Source organism: Lysobacter alkalisoli (assembly GCF_006547045.1).
Lineage (GTDB): Bacteria > Pseudomonadota > Gammaproteobacteria > Xanthomonadales > Xanthomonadaceae > Marilutibacter > Marilutibacter alkalisoli.
The window spans coordinates 2,601,436-2,617,941 of record NZ_CP041242.1; the positions used below are offsets into that span (position 1 = coordinate 2,601,436).

10 protein-coding genes and 2 pseudogenes are annotated in these 16,506 nt (G+C 67.4%); 5 read left to right on the top strand and 7 right to left on the bottom strand.

Going from position 1 to position 16,506, the window contains the following annotated elements; all coding sequences use genetic code 11:
- Positions 1-46: 46 nt before the first annotated feature.
- Together FKV23_RS17830 and asnB are read right to left on the bottom strand one after the other, a co-directional pair.
- Positions 47-670 (bottom strand): annotated as a pseudogene (locus FKV23_RS17830) (alpha/beta fold hydrolase); the annotation flags it as partial.
- An 88-nt stretch (positions 671-758) separates the two neighbouring features.
- Entirely contained in the window at positions 759-2,465 is a 1,707-nt protein-coding gene (gene asnB / locus FKV23_RS11400) for an asparagine synthase B (RefSeq protein WP_141623948.1), read from the bottom strand.
- Positions 2,466-2,799: 334 nt separating this feature from the next.
- Between asnB and FKV23_RS11405 the strand changes: the two genes are divergently transcribed.
- A complete protein-coding gene (locus FKV23_RS11405) occupies positions 2,800-5,184 on the top strand; it encodes a penicillin acylase family protein (RefSeq protein ID WP_141623949.1) in 2,385 nt (794 codons plus the stop codon).
- Positions 5,185-5,265: 81 nt separating this feature from the next.
- On the opposite strand, the gene dapE is transcribed toward FKV23_RS11405, so the two are convergent.
- The 5 genes and pseudogenes from dapE to map form a co-directional block, all read right to left on the bottom strand.
- Complete coding sequence (gene dapE / locus FKV23_RS11410) at positions 5,266-6,417, bottom strand: succinyl-diaminopimelate desuccinylase (RefSeq protein WP_141623950.1); 1,152 nt, start codon at positions 6,415-6,417, stop codon at positions 5,266-5,268.
- Positions 6,418-6,639: 222 nt separating this feature from the next.
- A complete protein-coding gene (locus FKV23_RS11415; protein WP_141623951.1) occupies positions 6,640-6,993 on the bottom strand; it encodes a Spx/MgsR family RNA polymerase-binding regulatory protein in 354 nt (117 codons plus the stop codon).
- A gap of 2 nt (positions 6,994-6,995) precedes the next feature.
- Positions 6,996-7,835 (bottom strand): annotated as a pseudogene (gene dapD, locus FKV23_RS11420) (2,3,4,5-tetrahydropyridine-2,6-dicarboxylate N-succinyltransferase); the annotation flags it as partial.
- A gap of 29 nt (positions 7,836-7,864) precedes the next feature.
- On the bottom strand, positions 7,865-10,492 hold the full coding sequence (gene glnD / locus FKV23_RS11425) for a [protein-PII] uridylyltransferase (RefSeq protein WP_141623953.1): 2,628 nt from the start codon (positions 10,490-10,492) through the stop codon (positions 7,865-7,867).
- 4 nt (positions 10,493-10,496) lie between these two features.
- Complete coding sequence (gene map, locus FKV23_RS11430; protein ID WP_141623954.1) at positions 10,497-11,273, bottom strand: type I methionyl aminopeptidase; 777 nt, start codon at positions 11,271-11,273, stop codon at positions 10,497-10,499.
- 236 nt (positions 11,274-11,509) lie between these two features.
- Here map and FKV23_RS11435 point away from each other — a divergent pair, with 236 nt between their 5' ends.
- The 4 genes from FKV23_RS11435 to FKV23_RS11450 all read left to right on the top strand — a co-directional run bounded on the left by FKV23_RS11435 (position 11,510) and on the right by FKV23_RS11450 (position 16,233).
- The gene (locus FKV23_RS11435) at positions 11,510-12,016 is read left to right on the top strand and encodes a Csu type fimbrial protein (RefSeq protein WP_141623955.1); all 507 of its coding nucleotides are present in this window, start codon (positions 11,510-11,512) and stop codon (positions 12,014-12,016) included.
- Between the two features lie 14 nt (positions 12,017-12,030).
- Entirely contained in the window at positions 12,031-12,792 is a 762-nt protein-coding gene (locus FKV23_RS11440) for a fimbrial biogenesis chaperone (protein WP_141625174.1), read from the top strand.
- A 79-nt stretch (positions 12,793-12,871) separates the two neighbouring features.
- Complete coding sequence (locus FKV23_RS11445; RefSeq protein WP_407067678.1) at positions 12,872-15,217, top strand: fimbria/pilus outer membrane usher protein; 2,346 nt, start codon at positions 12,872-12,874, stop codon at positions 15,215-15,217.
- On the top strand, positions 15,214-16,233 hold the full coding sequence (locus tag FKV23_RS11450; protein ID WP_141623957.1) for a Csu type fimbrial protein: 1,020 nt from the start codon (positions 15,214-15,216) through the stop codon (positions 16,231-16,233). The genes FKV23_RS11445 and FKV23_RS11450 overlap by 4 nt, the downstream gene beginning before the upstream one ends.
- The last annotated feature ends 273 nt before the right edge of the window (positions 16,234-16,506 follow it).

A 16,506-nucleotide genomic window follows, 5' to 3' on the forward strand; every position in this document is an offset into this window, starting at 1 on the left:
CATAGGGCGCGATGGACTCCAGTTCGGCGATGGCCTCGGCATTTCCATCAGCGCGCGCCTTGTCCATGGTCCAGGCCCAACCGCGGCGTTCGCTCTCGGGGATGTCGGTTCCCTGGCCGATACCGATGTAGGCGTGCAACCAGTCGGGATGGCGCGATGCCAGCTCAAGGCCCAGATAGCTGCCCCACGAATGGCCGAGGACGAAGATCTTCTCCTTGCCGTACTCGCGACGCAGCCAGGCCACCAATTCGACCGTATCGGCGATCATCTGTTCGGGCGTCACCGTCGGCGCGATGAGTTCCGGATCGTTCTCGACATAGGTCTTGCCGGCGCCGCGCTGGTCCCATTGGACAACAGTGAAGTACTCCTCCCAGCCACGCTGGAAGTACCAGCTGGTCGGCATCGATACCCAACCCGGTCCACCGTGCAACATCAGCAGGACCGGGTTACGGGCATCGTTGCCACGGATCGAGACCCATTGCTCGATGCCTCCGATACGTACCTTTTCCAGCCGCTCGATGCCCTGGTCGGTAACGATGCGACGCATGTCGGCAACGATGCTGGTTGCCTCCGCACGGCTGTGCGGACCCGGGGCCGGTGCCTCGGCGCCGGCGGGATTGCCGAACACCATCATCAGGACTGCGATGCAGCCGCCGCACACTCTCTTCATCGTGATTCATGTCCCAAAGCGAAAAGATGGAGGATTCGGCGACTCGTCGGCCGAAGCCGGCCGCCTGGACCCGGCCGCTATCGTACCGCTAGGTCAGCGCCGCCTCATGCACCCCCGCAACCGCCCGTCCTGACGGGTCGGCGGCCTTGGCGAACGCCTCGTCCCAGGCGATCGCCGCGGAAGACGAACAGGCGATCGACTTGCCGCCCGGCACCGTCGCCGCACAAGCGGGGCCGGGGAAGAACTGCTCGAAGATGTGTCGGTACAGGTAGGCCTCCCGGGTCTGCGGCGGGTTCACCGGGAAGCGGCTGGCCGCGGCGGCGAACACGCGGTCGCTGATCTGTGCCGCGGCATGATCGCGCAGGCCGTCGATCCAGCCGTAGCCGACGCCGTCGCTGAACTGCTCCTTCTGCCGCCACAGGATCGAGTCGGGCAGGTAGCCCTCGAATGCCTCACGCAACACCGCCTTCTCGATCCGCCTGCGGCCATCCGGCCCGGTGCCGACCATCTTGTGCCTGGCATCCATCGACATCGCCACGTCGAGGAAATCGACGTCGAGGAACGGCACCCGCGCCTCCACGCCCCAGGCCATCATCGACTTGTTCGCGCGCAGGCAATCGTAGTTGTGCAGGGCGTCAAGCTTGCGGATGGTCTCGTCGTGGAACTCGCGCGCGTCCGGCGCCTTGTGGAAGTAGAGATACCCGCCGAACACCTCGTCGCTGCCCTCGCCCGACAGCACCATCTTCACCCCCATCGCCTTGATCCGCCGGGCGAGCAGGAACATCGGCGTCGACGCGCGGATGGTGGTGACGTCGTAGGTCTCGATGTGGCGGATCACCTCCGGCAGTGCGTCCAGGCCTTCCTCGAAGGTGTAGGTGAAGCCATGGTGCACCGTGCCCAGCGCCTCGGCCGCAATCTCGGCCGCGGCCAGGTCGGGCGAGCCTTCCAGCCCGATCGCGAACGAGTGCAGGCGCGGCCACCAGGCTTCACTGGCGTCGTCGTCCTCGACCCGCTTGCGGGCGAAGCGTGCCGCCACCGCCGCGACCAGCGACGAATCCAGCCCGCCCGAAAGCAGCACGCCATACGGCACGTCGCTCATCAGCTGGCGATGCACGGCAGCCTCGAAGGCTTCGCGCAATGCCTGCTTGGATACCTCCACGCCCCGGGTGACATCGTGCTCCCGCCACGGCCGCACGTAGTACTGCACGACTTCTCCGCGCTCGCTGTCGTAGTAGTGCCCGGGCGGGAACTGGGCGACGTCGGCACAGGTGTCGGCCAATGCCTTCATCTCCGAAGCCACGCATAGGCGGCCGTCGGCATCATGTCCCCAGTACAACGGGCAGACGCCGATCGGGTCACGTGCGACCAGGCAGCGCTGCCGCTCTCGGTCCCAGAGCGCGAATGCGAAGATGCCATTGAGCCGGCCCAGCCAGGCGCCGACATCGCCGCCGCTTTCCACGGCCTGACGGTACAGCGCACTGATGACCTCGCAGTCTGAGCCGCTCTGGAACTCGTAGGGACGTTCGAGCGCCTGCTCTAGCTCGCGGTGGTTGTAGATCTCGCCGTTGACCGCCAGCACCAGTTGGCCATCACCCGAACGGATCGGCTGCGCACCGCCTGCAGGGTCGACGATGGCCAGGCGTTCATGGACGAGGATCGCGCCATCGTCGGCGTGGACACCGCTCCAGTCCGGGCCACGATGGCGCTGGCGTTGCGATTGGCCGAGTGCCTGCCGGCGCAGAGTGCCGATGTCGTCGCCGGGTTGCAGGCCGAAGATTCCTAGGATCGAGCACATTCAATTGACTCCGTGGATTCGTATGGGAAGCGTTTGGAAGAGGAAAAACAAAAAGGCCCGCACTTCGCAGTGCAGGCCGGGGGAGAGCGATGGAACCTTGGGGTACTAGGTGCTAATCACCGGCCTGTGGAGGGCTGGCGTTGTCATTCTCGGTGACGTTGGAGACCGGCACGCTGCGGCCGCCCGGAAGGGCATTGGCAAGGGCGGCGCGGGCGCGGATGAAGTGCATGGGTCGATCCTGACGCAGTGTCGCCGCCCTTGCAAGCGACGATTTCATATGTAACGGACCGCAGTTTGGATAAGCTCGACGAACACCATTCTGGAAGGGGACACCATGGTGCGTTCGCTGGTTAGGGGAGCGCTGCTGCTCCTGCTGGGCGCTGCACTGCTGGTCATCGCGATATGGCTGCTGATGGCCGCCAGTCTGCCGAAGCTCGATGGGGGGCTGTCGCTGCACGGGCTCTCGGCCGAGGTCACTGTCGAACGCGATGCGCTCGGCGTGGTCACCATCGACGCGCGCAACCGAGAGGATGCGATGCGTGCGCTGGGTCATGTCCATGCCCAGGAGCGCTATTTCGAGATGGATCTGATGCGTCGCACCGCGGCCGGCGAACTGGCCGCGCTGTTCGGCCCGGCCGCGGTGGAAGCCGACAAACGCCATCGCATCCATCGCATGCGTGCGCGAGTGCGCGAGCACATGGACACGATCACCGGCACCCAGCGAGCGATGATCGAAGCCTATGTCGAAGGCGTGAATGCCGGCCTTGCCGACCTGAAGGCACGGCCGTGGCCCTACCTGTTGTTGCGCAAAACACCCGAACCGTGGCGCCTGGAGGATTCAGCACTGGTCGCCTATGCGATGTACTTCGACCTGCAGGACGCTTCCAATGCCGACGAACTGGCTCTGTGGAAACTGAAGCCGCACCTGCCGGCGCCGCTGTTCGAACTGATCACCCACGGCGGCAGCCGCTGGGACGCACCGATCACCGGTGCGGCGGTGGGCGACGCGACGCTGCCCGGCCCCGACCGCGTCGACCTGCGCCAACTGCCATTCGACGACACCACGGCAATCGTACCGTTGCCCGATGCCCGGGTCGTGGGCAGCAACAACTTCGCCGTCGCCGGCAGCCTGACCCGCAACGGCCGCGCGATCGTCGCCGACGACATGCACCTGGGGCTGCGTGCGCCGAACATCTGGTTCCGTGCCCGCCTGCGCTACCCCGAGCGCAATGCCGCCGGCGGCCGGGTCGACGCCACCGGCTTCACCCTGCCGGGGTTGCCGGCGATCGTGGTCGGCAGCAATGGGCATGTCGCCTGGGCATTCACCAACAGCTACGGCGACTGGCTCGACTGGCGGCAGCTGCCGCCCTGCCCCCACGCCGCGGCGGACTGCATGCCCGGCACGACGGTGGTCGAGCGGATCGAAGTGGCCGGTGCCGATGATGTCGATTTCGAGATCGAGGAGACCGCCTGGGGCCCGGTCCTGCATCGCGACGACAAAGGTAACCGACTGGCGTTGCGCTGGGTCGCACACTTGCCGGGCTCGTTGACGATGGAGCTGGCCCGCTTCGCCGAGACAGGCACGGTGAACGCGGCATTGCGCCTGGCCGACGACATCGCCATTCCGGCACAGAACCTGCTGGTCGGCGATGCCCATGGGCGCATCGCCTGGCGCCTGCTCGGTCCATTGCCCGATCGCGGCGAACACTGCATCGCCTCACCACGCGATACCGCCGGCAGATCTGCCGACACGCTCCTGGGCGACCTCGAGGCCTGTCCGCCGTGGGCATTGGCCGCATCGACCGGCGTCAGCGTGTCCGGCCCCGGCACCGCGCGGCTGTGGACGGCCAACAGCCGCGTGGTCGACGGCGACATGCTGGCGCGCATCGGCGATGGCGGCTATTCGCTCGGCGCCCGTGGCCAGCAGATCCGCGACTCGCTCGAGGCCCGCCGCCGCTTCGACGAACACGACCTGCTCCGGATCCAGCTCGATGACCGGGCCCTGTTCCTCCAGCGCTGGCATGACCTGCTGCAACAGCAGGCGCAACAGGCCCGTACCCCGGCGTTGCAGACCGTGGCTGCAGCCGCGGCCGGCAGATCGGGGCATGCAGGCATCGATTCGGTCGGCTACCGGCTGGTCCGCGGCTGGCGGCTGAAAGTGCTCGAGCGCATCACCGACGGCCTGCTCTCTCCCGCACGCGACGCACTCGGCGAGGACTTCGCGATGCCGGCATTGAAGCAACTGGAAGGCGTGGCCTGGCCGCTGGTGACCGAGCAGCCTATGCACCTGCTGTCGCCGCGCCATGACACCTGGCAGGCCCTGTTCGAGGATGCCGCCGCCGAACTGCGTGATGAACTCGAAGCATCCGGGCCGCTGGAAGAGCGCAACTGGGGCGAACGCAACACCGCCCGTATCTGCCACCCGCTGTCACGTGCCCTGCCCGACCTGGCCAAACCATTGCTGTGCATGCCGGCCGAACCGCTGCCGGGCGACAGTCACATGCCGCGCGTGCAGGGTCCTGACTTCGGCGCATCGCAGCGGATGGTGGTTTCGCCCGGCCATGAGGCCGACGGCATCGCCCACATGCCCGGGGGCCAGAGCGGCCATCCGCTGTCGCCGTTCTGGGGCGCAGGCCATGACGACTGGGTGCATGGCAGGCCAACGCCATTCCTGCCGGAACCGGCACGGTACACGCTGGTACTGACGCCCGCGAAGTAGCGGCACATAGCACGTAGCCCGGGTAAGCGAAGCGCACCCGGGGATGCTCACTCGAACCCCAATGCGCTTCGCTCGCCCGGGCTACGACCGCGGAGTGGTTTCCTGGGCGAGCAGGCGCTCGATCAACGCCAGGTACAGGTCCGGCAGCGCTTCCAGGTCGGCAACGCGGACATGCTCGTCGACCTTGTGGATGCTGGCGTTGACCGGACCGACTTCGATGCAGTGCGCGCCCAACGGAGCGATGAAACGTGCATCCGAGGTGCCGCCGCCGGTGCTTTCCTCCGGCGCACCGCCACCGAATCGCGCCAGCACTTCGCGTGCAGCCGCGCGCAGCGGACCTTCGGGCGTAAAGAACGGCTCGCCGCTGCGGTGCCAGCGGATGTCGAAGTCCAGCCCGTGTGAGGACAGCACGCCCTCGCAGGCCTCGACCAGGCGCTCGGCATCCCAGTGAGGGTTGTAGCGCAGGTTGAACGACACCTGCAGCTCGCCCGGAATCACATTGCTGGCACCGGTACCGGCATGGATATTGCTGATCTGCAGGCTGGTCGGCGGGAAGGTCTCGTAGCCCTCGTCCCATGCCCGGCCGGCCAGCTCGGCCAGCGCCGGCAATGCCAGGTGCAGCGGATTGCGCGCCTTGTCCGGATAGGCGACATGGCCCTGCACGCCACGCACGGCCAGCGTCGCCGACAGGCTGCCGCGACGGCCGACACGCAGCAGATCGCCGAGCCGCTGCTTCGACGACGGCTCACCGGTGATGCACCAGTCGATGCGTTCACCACGCTCACGGAACACATCGGCGACCTTGCGTACGCCGTCGATCGCATCGCCTTCCTCGTCCGAGGTCAGCAGCAGCGCCAGTCGCCCGGGATGCTCCGGATGCGCGGCGACGAACCGCTCGGCGGCGACCACGAACGCAGCCACGCTGCCCTTCATGTCGGCCGCGCCACGCCCGTACAGCACGCCGTCACGTATATCAGGCACGAACGGATCGCTGCTCCACGCCTCGCGCGGGCCGGGCGGCACCACGTCGGTATGGCCGAGCAACACCAGGGTCGGACCGTCGCCATCGCCGTGGGTCGCCCACAGGTTGTCGACCTCGCCGAAGCGCAGGTGCTCGCAGGCGAAACCGGCTGCCCGCAGCCGCGCGGCGATCAACTGCTGGCAACCGGCATCGTCCGGCGTCACCGACGACCGGGCGATCAGTTCACAAGTCAGATCAAGAACGTCACTCACCGCACTCGCCTCCACACCATCATTCCGAGCGTAGCGAGGGGCCTGCTTTCCGGACATATGTCCAGACGCGATCGGGCATGGCTTTGCGGGACCTTCCGAAACATGGATGTTTCGGAAGAGCCTACAGGGACGTATTCACGGCGTGTCCTGCAAAGCCATGCCCGGTCGCGTCCCCCGCGGACTTTCAAGGCAGGTCCCTCGCTACGCTCGGGATGACCCACTTCAAACCCCGAACCGCTTCTTGAAGCCGTTGTCGGAAAAGCCCTGCGTCACCTCGCCATCGTCCGTCACCACCACCGGTCGACGGATCAACTGCGGATACTCGCGCAGCAGCAGTTTCCACTCCGCTTCCGATCCGGGCGCCTTGCGGTTGGCCGGCAGATTGCGCCAGGTGGTCGACGATCTGTTGATCATCGCGTCCCAACCACCGAGCTTGTCCTTCCACTCGACCAGCGTCTCCGGTGCGCGCGGCTCGTCGCGGTAATCGACGAAAGCGTGTTCGATGCCGAAGCGGTCGAGCCACTTGCGAGCCTTCTTGCAGGTGTCGCAGTTCTTGAGTCCGTACAAAGTCGTCATCGTCAATCCGCCAGCCCGCGCAACAGATCATTGATGCTGGTCTTGGCGCGCGTCTTCGCATCGACCTGCTTGACGATCACCGCGCAATACAGCGAATGCGAACCGTCGGCGGCCGGCAACTGGCCGGACACCACCACGCTGTACGGCGGCACGGAACCATACGTGACCTCGCCGGTGGCGCGGTTGTATATACGCGTGCTCTGGCCGAGGAACACGCCCATGCCGATCACGCTGTGATGACCGACCACGAAGCCCTCGACCACTTCCGAGCGCGCGCCGATGAAGCAGTGGTCCTCGATGATCGTCGGCGTGGCCTGCAGCGGCTCCAGCACACCGCCGATGCCGGCACCGCCGGACAGATGGCAGTGCGCGCCGATCTGGGCGCAGGAGCCGACCGTCGCCCAGGTGTCGACCATGGTGCCCTCGCCGACGTAGGCGCCGATGTTGACGAAGCTCGGCATCAGCACCACGTCCCTGCCGATGTGCGCGCCGCGACGGGCGATCGCCCCAGGCACCACGCGCGCACCGAGGGCACGGAACGCGGCTTCGTCGTAATCGGCGAAACGGGCCGGGATCTTGTCCCAGAACGGTGCCGGGTACGATTCCACCACTTCCATGTCCTGGGTGCGGAAGTACAGCAGTACCGCCTTCTTCAGCCACTCGTTGACCTTCCAGCCGCCCTGCCCATCCGGCTCGGCGACGCGGAATTCGCCGCGCTCGATACCGTCGATCACCCGCTCCACCGCCGGCCGGGTCGAGCCGTCGATCTCGTCGACGGTCAGGCCCTGGCGGCGCTCGAACGCGCTTTCGATGATGACCTTCAGTTCATCGCCTCCGGCCTGCGGAGTGGTCGGATTCTTGCGGGGGGACATCAAGCATCTCCTTCAAGGCATGCAAGCAAGGCTTCCTTCAAAGCCTGCTGGTGGGGTTCGTCAAGGGGCTGGTCATGGCCGTCGGCATCGACCGCGGTGACCTGAAACAGATCCTCGGCACGCTCGCCGAACGTGGCAATCCGGGCATCGTGGACACGCAGCCCCTGGTGGCGCAGGACGCGCGTCACATCCGCCAGCAATCCCGGTCGGTCGGTGCATACCAGGCTGGCCTGGGTACGGCCGCCGGCAGTATCGTCGAAAGCGACCTGCGGCACGATGCGGAAATGACGCAGGTGGCGCGGCTGGGCGCGACGCGGCGGTTTGATCTCGTCCAGGTTGCCGGCCAGCGCGGCTTCGAGGCGCTGTTCGATTTCCTCCGCTGCCGGGATGTGGCGCGGATCGGAAGGGATCACCTCGAAACTGTCGAAAATGGTGCCCTCGGGGCCATCCAGCACGCGCGCCTGCTGGATCGCCAGACCAATGCGATCGAGCGTGGCGACGATCGCGGCGAACAGGCCGTCGCGGTCGGGCGAATGCACGAACACTTCCATCGCACCGGCGTGCGCGGCAACCGGACGCGCGCGGACCCGGGTGTCGCCCGTGGCCACGCCGCGCAACGCACCCGCCTGCCAGGCCAACTGGTCCGGACGGCCTCGTCGGAACGCCGCTTCGGGCATGCGCGAGAACAGCGACTCGATTTCCCTGTCGCCGGTACCGAACGCGGCCAGCATCGCATGCGCTGCTTCGCGGGTTTCGACAGCACGCTCGGCAGCGGCAAGCGGATGCTCCAGACCGCGCCGCAGCGCCAGCCGCGTCGCAGTGTAGAGATCCGCCAGCAGGCGATCCTTCCACGCATTCCACAGCTTCGGCGAGGTGCCGGCGATATCGGCACAGGTCAGCAGATAGAGATGATCGAGCCGTTCGCGATCGCCAACCTCGGTGGCGAAGCGATGGATGATTTCCGGATCGGTGATGTCCTGCTTCTGCGCCGTGGTCGACATCAACAGGTGCTTGCGGACGAGCCACTCGACCAGGGCGGCATCGATCGCGCTCAGCCCGATCGCGCCGCAGAACACACGGGCGTCATCGGCGCCCAGCTCGGAATGGTCGCCGCCCCGCCCCTTGCCGATGTCGTGGAACAGGCCGGCCAGCAGCAGCAGCTCGGGCTTGCGCAGGCGCGGCCAGACCTCACGTGCGAGGGTGAAGCGCTCATCATGTTCGCCGGAGGCGAAGATCGACAGGTTCTTCAGCACCGCCAGAGTGTGCTGATCGACGGTGTAGACATGGAACAGGTCGAACTGCATGCGCCCGGACACGCGCGCGAAAGCGGGTATCCAGCGCCCGAGCACGCCCAGGCGCGCCATCCGGGTCAGGGTCTTCACCGGCTCGGGACCACGCAACAGCTGCAGGAAGCGAACATGCAGTGCCGGCGTGGCGGCCACGAAGTCCGGCAGCTCCGGCAATGCCTCGGCCAGCGCACGCGCGGTCTGCGAATGCAGGCCACGCACGTCGCCTCGCGCAGCCCAGGTCGCGAAAAGGTCGAATACCTCCGCAGGCTGCCGCGGCCATCCGGCATCGCGCGCGGCCAGGTAGCCACGGCGCAGTTCGAACAGCGCATCGATCGGTTGCGGTATCGGCTCGCCTTCGATCTGTTCCTCGAAGCGTTGCATCAGGCGTTCACCGATCCGTTGCACCAGCGAGGCGCTGCGGTAGAAGCCCTGCATCATCTGTTCGACCGCAAGACTGCCGTCGGTGTCGACATATCCCAGGCGCTCGGCCAACCGCTTCTGATAGTCGAAGCGCAACCGCTCCTCGCGCTTGCCGGCCACCAGGTGCAGGCCATAGCGCAGTCGCGAAAGGTTGATGCGCTCGCGGTCCAGCGATTCGGCCTCATCGGCACCCAACTGGCCAGCCGAGACCAACGACTCGAGGTCGGAGGTGCCGATGATGCGCAGCGCCATCCAGTGCAGTGTCTGCACGTCGCGCAGGCCACCCGGGCCTTCCTTGAGATTGGGTTCGAGGTTGTCCGAGGTGTCGCCGTGACGCGCGTGGCGCTCTCGCAGTTCGTTGCGCTTGGCCTCGAAGAATTCGCGTGCCGACCATACCCGCCCGGGTGCGACCGCGGCTTCCAGGGCCTGCCGTGCATCGTCATCGGCATCGAGCGGACGCGACTCGATCAGGCTGGTCATCACGGTCACGTCGGCTGCGGCGGCCTCGCTGCACTGCGCGATGGAACGCACCGCATGGCCGACCGGCAAGCCGGCATCCCAGAGGCTGGTGAAGAAGCGCGACAGCGCGTCCTCATGCGCGGCCTGCACCTCCGGTTCGGCCATGACCAGCAAATCGATGTCCGAGTGCGGGAACAGTTCGCCGCGGCCGTATCCGCCTACTGCGAACAGCGACAGCCCCGCACCCTCTGGCACGCACATCCTCCACGCCGTGAGCACCTGACGGTCGACCGCCATGATCCTGCTGGCCAGCAGGCGATCGATATCGCCCCCGGCATCGAAGCGGACCGCCAGCGCAGCCTGGCCCTCGGCCAGGGATTCACGCGCGGACGCGGCCCACCCGGCCCACCCGGCATTGGCCGCGGCGTCGGGGGCGTGACCGATGGGCGGGGGACTCATGGCCTCACAGGTCGTTGTCGTCGCCCGGCAGCCGGGTCAGGATCTCGGCACCGTCGTCGGTCACCACCACCGTGTGTTCCCACTGCGCCGACAGCTTGCGGTCCTTGGTGACCACGGTCCAGCCATCAGGCAGCAGGCGGGTGTGGCGGGTACCCTCGTTGATCATCGGCTCGATGGTGAAGGTCATGCCCGGCTTCAGCACCACGCCCTGCCCGGGACGGCCGTAGTGCAATACCTGCGGTTCGTCGTGATAGACCTTGCCGATGCCGTGGCCGCAATACTCGCGCACCACCGAGAAGCGCTCGGCCTCCGCGTACTGCTGGATCGCGTGGCCAATATCGCCCAGGGTCGCCCCCGGCCTGACCGCGCGGATGCCGCGGAACATCGCCTCGCGGGTGACCTCGACCAGCCGCTGCGCCATCACCGACGGCTTGCCGACGATGTACATGCGGCTGGTGTCGCCGTGCCAGCCGTCCTTGATGACGGTGACGTCGATATTGACGATGTCGCCGTCCTTCAGGACCTTGGCCTCGCTCGGGATGCCATGGCAGATGACGTTGTTGACCGAGGTGCAGACCGTCTTCGGGAAGCCCTTGTAGCCGACGTTGGCCGGGATGGCCTTCTGTACATTGACGATATGGTCGTGGCAGATGCGATCGAGCTCCTCGGTGGTCACGCCCGGCTTCACGTGCGGGGCGACGACCTGCAACACCTCGGCGGCCAGGCGGCCGGCAACGCGCATCTTCTCGATTTCTTCGGGGGTCTTGATGGATATGGCCATGCGCGCATTATCGCCGAATCCGGGGCGGGCTGAATCCACGCCACCCTCGAGGCCTCCGGTGGGGGCCTGGAGGACACCTCACAACACTGAACGGATCGGGGCAGCCGGAATTCCTTGACAGGGCAGGCAATGAGTGGAAGTGTCGGGTGCGTCGGGCACGCAACGTGCAGCCCTGCGCAGGCGGCAGACGCGGCGCCTTCCAGGGTACGGGGGATACAACGCGCCGGAGACACATCATGAGCCGATTCAAACTGCACCTGTCCGCCACCCTGCTGGCCGCCGCGGCCCTGCTCGGCAGTCCCGCGCTGCATGCGCAGACGGCCACGACGACCTTCGAGGTCAGGATCACCATCGAAAGCAGTTGCACCATCGACACCCCAGCGGCCACCGATGTCGACTTCGGCACCCAGCCCTCCAGCGCCACCGACATCGACGCCGTTGGCCAGTTGAACGTCAACTGCACCCCGGGCACGGGCTACACCATCGCGCTCGACGAGGGCCAGAACAGCGGCGGCGGCGGCATCGCGGCCCGGGCCATGGCCAACGGCGCCGACCTTGTCCCCTACCAGCTCTACAGCGACGCCGCGCGCACGACGGTCTGGGGCGAAACGATCGGTACGGACACGGTGGCCGGCACCGGCACCGGCGCGGTCCAGGCCTACTCCGTATACGGACGCACACCCAGCGCCAACTTTCCGGCTGCGAGCTACCTTGACGTGGTAACCGCGACCATCGCCTTCTGAACGTCGTGAAGGGGATGCCGACGCGGTGTCTGCACGCTTGGTCGCTGTTGCTGCTGGCAACCTTCGCGTTGCTGGCGACGGGCCAGGACGTCCGTGCCGCCAACCTGCAGGTGGCGCCGACATCGATCACGCTGCAGGCCCGGCAAAGCGCCGGCGGCCTGACCCTGAGCAACACCGGCAGCGAACCACTGCATGCGCAGCTGCGCGTGTTCCGCTGGACCCAGAATGCCGGCGAGGACGAACTGGAGGCCACCTCCGACATTGCCCTGAGCCCGCCCATGATCGAGCTGGCTCCGGGCGCCCGGCAACTGGTCCGCATCGTGCGTACCGGGCCCCCGCCCGCCGGCCACGAAGCCAGCTACCGGGTCATCGTCGACGAACTTCCGACGGCGGAGCGCGGCGATGGCGGCGAGCCGGCACAACCCTCCCCGCCCGGGCTGCAGTTCGTGCTGCGCTATTCGATCCCGGTCTTCCTGATGCCCGCCGGCGCGCGCGAGCTGGCGCCGGCCCTGCGGACGCGGCTGGTAGACGGCAACCGCATTGAAATCAGCAACACCGGCGACGGGCACGCGCAGGTCGCGGATCTCGTGTTCGTCGGGCGCGACGGCCAGCGCATTGCCATCGCGCCCGGACTGTCGGGGTACGTGCTGCCGGGCCAACGCAAGCGCTGGGAACTGCCAGCCCTCTTCACCACGCCGCCTGATGGCGCGTTCAAGGCAAGGATCAACGGTGAACCGGTCGAACGCACACTGGCGCTGGACGCGACGACTCGGTGACGCGCTGCTGCTGACCGTGTTCGCCGTCCCTTTTGCCGACACCGCGGGCGCGCAGCCAACGCGGCACGGAGGCGACGCAATGAGCGGCGATGCGACCAACGACGACTCCGCGCTCCCGGCAGCAGACATCGACGACGAGACACACGGCGAGACGCTATACCTCGAGGTCGTGCTCAACCACACCCGCCAGCCGCAACTGGTCCGGTTCGTCCGCCGGACCGGCCGCGACCGGGACTCCCGCTTCTTCGTCCACAGCGACGACCTGCGACGACTGGGCTTCGTACTGGCAGACCGCAAGGACGACGGAATGCTGGCCCTCGACGAACTCGCCGGCGTCGAGGTCCGCTATGACGTCGCCAGCCAGCGCATCGCCATCGATGCGCCGCTGTCGCAGCTTTCGCTGGCGACCACGGTACTCAATGTCCCGGACGGCCTTGCCGCGCCGGTCACTGCGACATCGCCCGGCCTGCTGTTCAACTACGACCTGTATGCCAGCCACGACGACCGGGGCAGCAGCCAGTTGAGCGTCGCCAGCGAACTGCGCCTGTTCGGCGTCGGACCCGGCGTGTTCAGCACCTCCACGGTCAGCCGCACCTACCGGACTGGTGGAGACGACGAGCAGGATGGCTGGCGTGGCGATACGGTCCGCCTGGACAGCCGCTGGCAACTGTCGTTTCCCGAGACCGCGCTCACCCTGAGCGTGGGCGACACCTTCAGCGGCTTCCTCAACTGGACCCGGCCGGTGCGCATGGGCGGCGTACAACTCGGCCGCAACTTCAGCCTCCAGCCCTATCGCGTGACCGCGCCATTGCCGGCTTTCCTCGGCGAAGTCGCGGTGCCCTCGGCCGTGGATCTCTATGTCAACGGCATACGGCAATACAGCGGCGAGTTGCCCACCGGCCCATTCCAGCTGACCACGGTGCCGGGCATCAGCGGCGCGGGCAACGCGCAACTCGTGATCACCGATGCCTTCGGCCGCACCCGCAGCCTCGACTTTCCGTTCTATTCCACCCAGCAGCTGCTGGCCAGGGGACTGTCGGACTGGTCGGTCAGCATCGGCACGGTCCGCGAAGACTACGGCGTCGAGTCGTTCTCGTACGCCAGCGAAGCGGTCGCCAGCGGCAACCTGCGCTACGGCGTCAGCGACCGCTTCACGCTGGAATCGCATGCGGAAACGGGTGACGGGCTGGTCAACGCCGGACTCGGCGGCGTGTGGCTGGCCGGTCGCGCCGGCGTGGTGAGCGCCTCGCATGCGCGCAGCGTGCTCGACGATGAGCGTGGGTCGCAGACGACACTGGGCTACAGCTGGAACAACGGCCGCTTCAACATCTCTGCCGACAGTCAGCGCACCCATGGCGATTATCGCGACATCGCCTCGTTGTACGGCGCACGTGCGCCCACGGTCAGCGAGCGCGCGTTGGCCGGCTTCACCACCCCGGCACTGGGCAACATCAGTTTCAGTTATGTGCGCTTGAGCCATCCGGACGTGGACATGGACCTGGCCACGATGCGCTACGCCGGTGTGTTCTGGACGCGCAACTTCGCCCGCGGCTGGTCGGCCAACCTGTCGTACAACCAGAACCTGGACGACGACCGTGACCGCAGCCTGTACCTGAGCGTCACCGTTCCGCTGGATCACGACCGCCAGTTCGGCACCTCCTGGCAACGCAGCAACCGGCGCGACAACGGCCTGGTCGAGCTTGCACAGCCCGTCCCGGGCGACGGCGGTTTCGGTTGGCGGGTGCAGGTGCGCGACGGCGACGACGGCAGCGGTGGTCTCGCCGAAGCCGGCTGGCTGGGCGACCACAGCCGGCTCGGGCTGGGCATCGCCAGCATCGGCGGCGCCCGCCACGGCCATGCCCAGGCCAGCGGCGGTCTGGTATGGATGGGCGGTCACGCCTTTGCCGCGCGGCGCATCGACGACGCCTTCGCGGTCGTCTCCACCGATGGCATTGCCGGCGTTCCGGTCAAACTGGAGAACCGTCTGATCGGCCACACCGACGCCGATGGCATGCTGCTGGTGACACCGCTCAACGCCTGGCAGCGCAACAAGCTGTCGATCGACCCGATGGCGCTTCCGATCGACGTGCGTATCGCCGATGTCGACCTGACCGCCACTCCCAGCGACCGCGCCGGCACACGGGTGCTTTTTTCGCTCACCCCGGTGCGCGCCGCGCTGGTGGTCCTGCACGATGTCGACGGGCAGCCGCTGCCACCGCACAGCCGGGTGCGCTTGCAGGGCACCGATATCGAGACGATCGTGGGCTACGATGGCGAGGCCTATCTCGACGCGCTCGAAAGCCACAACCGTCTGCGCGTACTGACACCGACAGGCGCCTGCCAGGTCGACTTCGATTACCCGGAAGCGGCCGGGGCGATTCCGCGCATCGGTCCACTGCAATGCCTGCAGGAGACTCCGCCATGATCCGTTCGCATCCCGTCCCCGGAGCGGCCCTGCTGCTGTTCGCCCTGTTGTGGCTGCCGGCGCCGGCGCAGGCGGTGACCACCTGCACTGCCAGCTCCACAGCACTGAACTTCGGCACGGTGACCGGGACCGGCAACGTCGACAGCACAGCTGTCGTCACGGTCGTATGCAACACCAGCGGGCTGTCGCTGCTGGCCACGGCCCGGGTCCGGATGTGCCTGAATATCGGCGCGGGCGCCAACGGCGGCGGCCTGACCAATCCACGTCGCATGACCAACTCGTTCGGCGATGCGATGCAGTTCCAGATCTACCGGGATCCGGCACGCACCCTGATCTGGGGGGACAGCTCGATCCCCGCCACGCCCACTCCAGTGCAGATCGACCTGCAGTACGACGTCCCGGTGCTGGGCGGTAGTGGCTCGACCACCGCCACGATGCACGCGCGGGTCCCGGCGCAGGCAGGGCTTGCCGCCGGCCTCCACAGCAATCCCTTCACCGGCACCCACACACGCCTCGACTACCGCTATGCGGAAGCACTGCTCGGCACACCCAACTATCCCGCGTCGTGCACCAGCGGCGGTGGTGGCGGCGGCACCGCGACCTTCCCCTTCACCGCCAGCGCCACCGTTCCCGACAACTGCGTGATCGCCACCGCGACCGCGCTGGATTTCGGCAGCGTTCCCGGACCGGTCGGCAGCAACATCGACCAGACCTCCACCATCACCATGACCTGCACCGCGCGCACCGCCTGGAACGTCGCCCTGGACAACGGCCAGAACGCCGTTGGCCTCACCCGCCGCATGCGCCTGGGCGCAACCGGCAGTTACGTCGACTATGAGCTCTACCGCGATGCCGGCCGCAGCCTGCGCTGGGGCGCCACGATCGGCACCGACACCGTGCCGGGGACCGGCACCGGCACCGCGCAGGCCCTGACCGTCCACGGCCGCGTGCCGGCAACCCAATCGGTCGCCGCGGGCAACTACAGCGACGTGGTCACCGTCACCGTGACCTACTGAGTCCGGAGCCGCCAGGGGCCGGACCGGCTGATCCGGCGCGCGCCGCAAGGGCCGCCCCGCCCCGCAGACATTGCCTCCGGCGCCCGTCCGCGCTATGATTCGCCGGCTATGCGGCCGGCTTTGGCTGTCCGCGCCGCCCATGCCGGGCGTAACCGGCAAATACACACCCGCTGCCATGACCCGTGCCGGGGTGCCCCAAGTCCATCAAGACGGAGGCGGGGTTCGGACACGGACGCAGCGGGGAGGCCCAACCCCGGAATCCACGCCATGGCG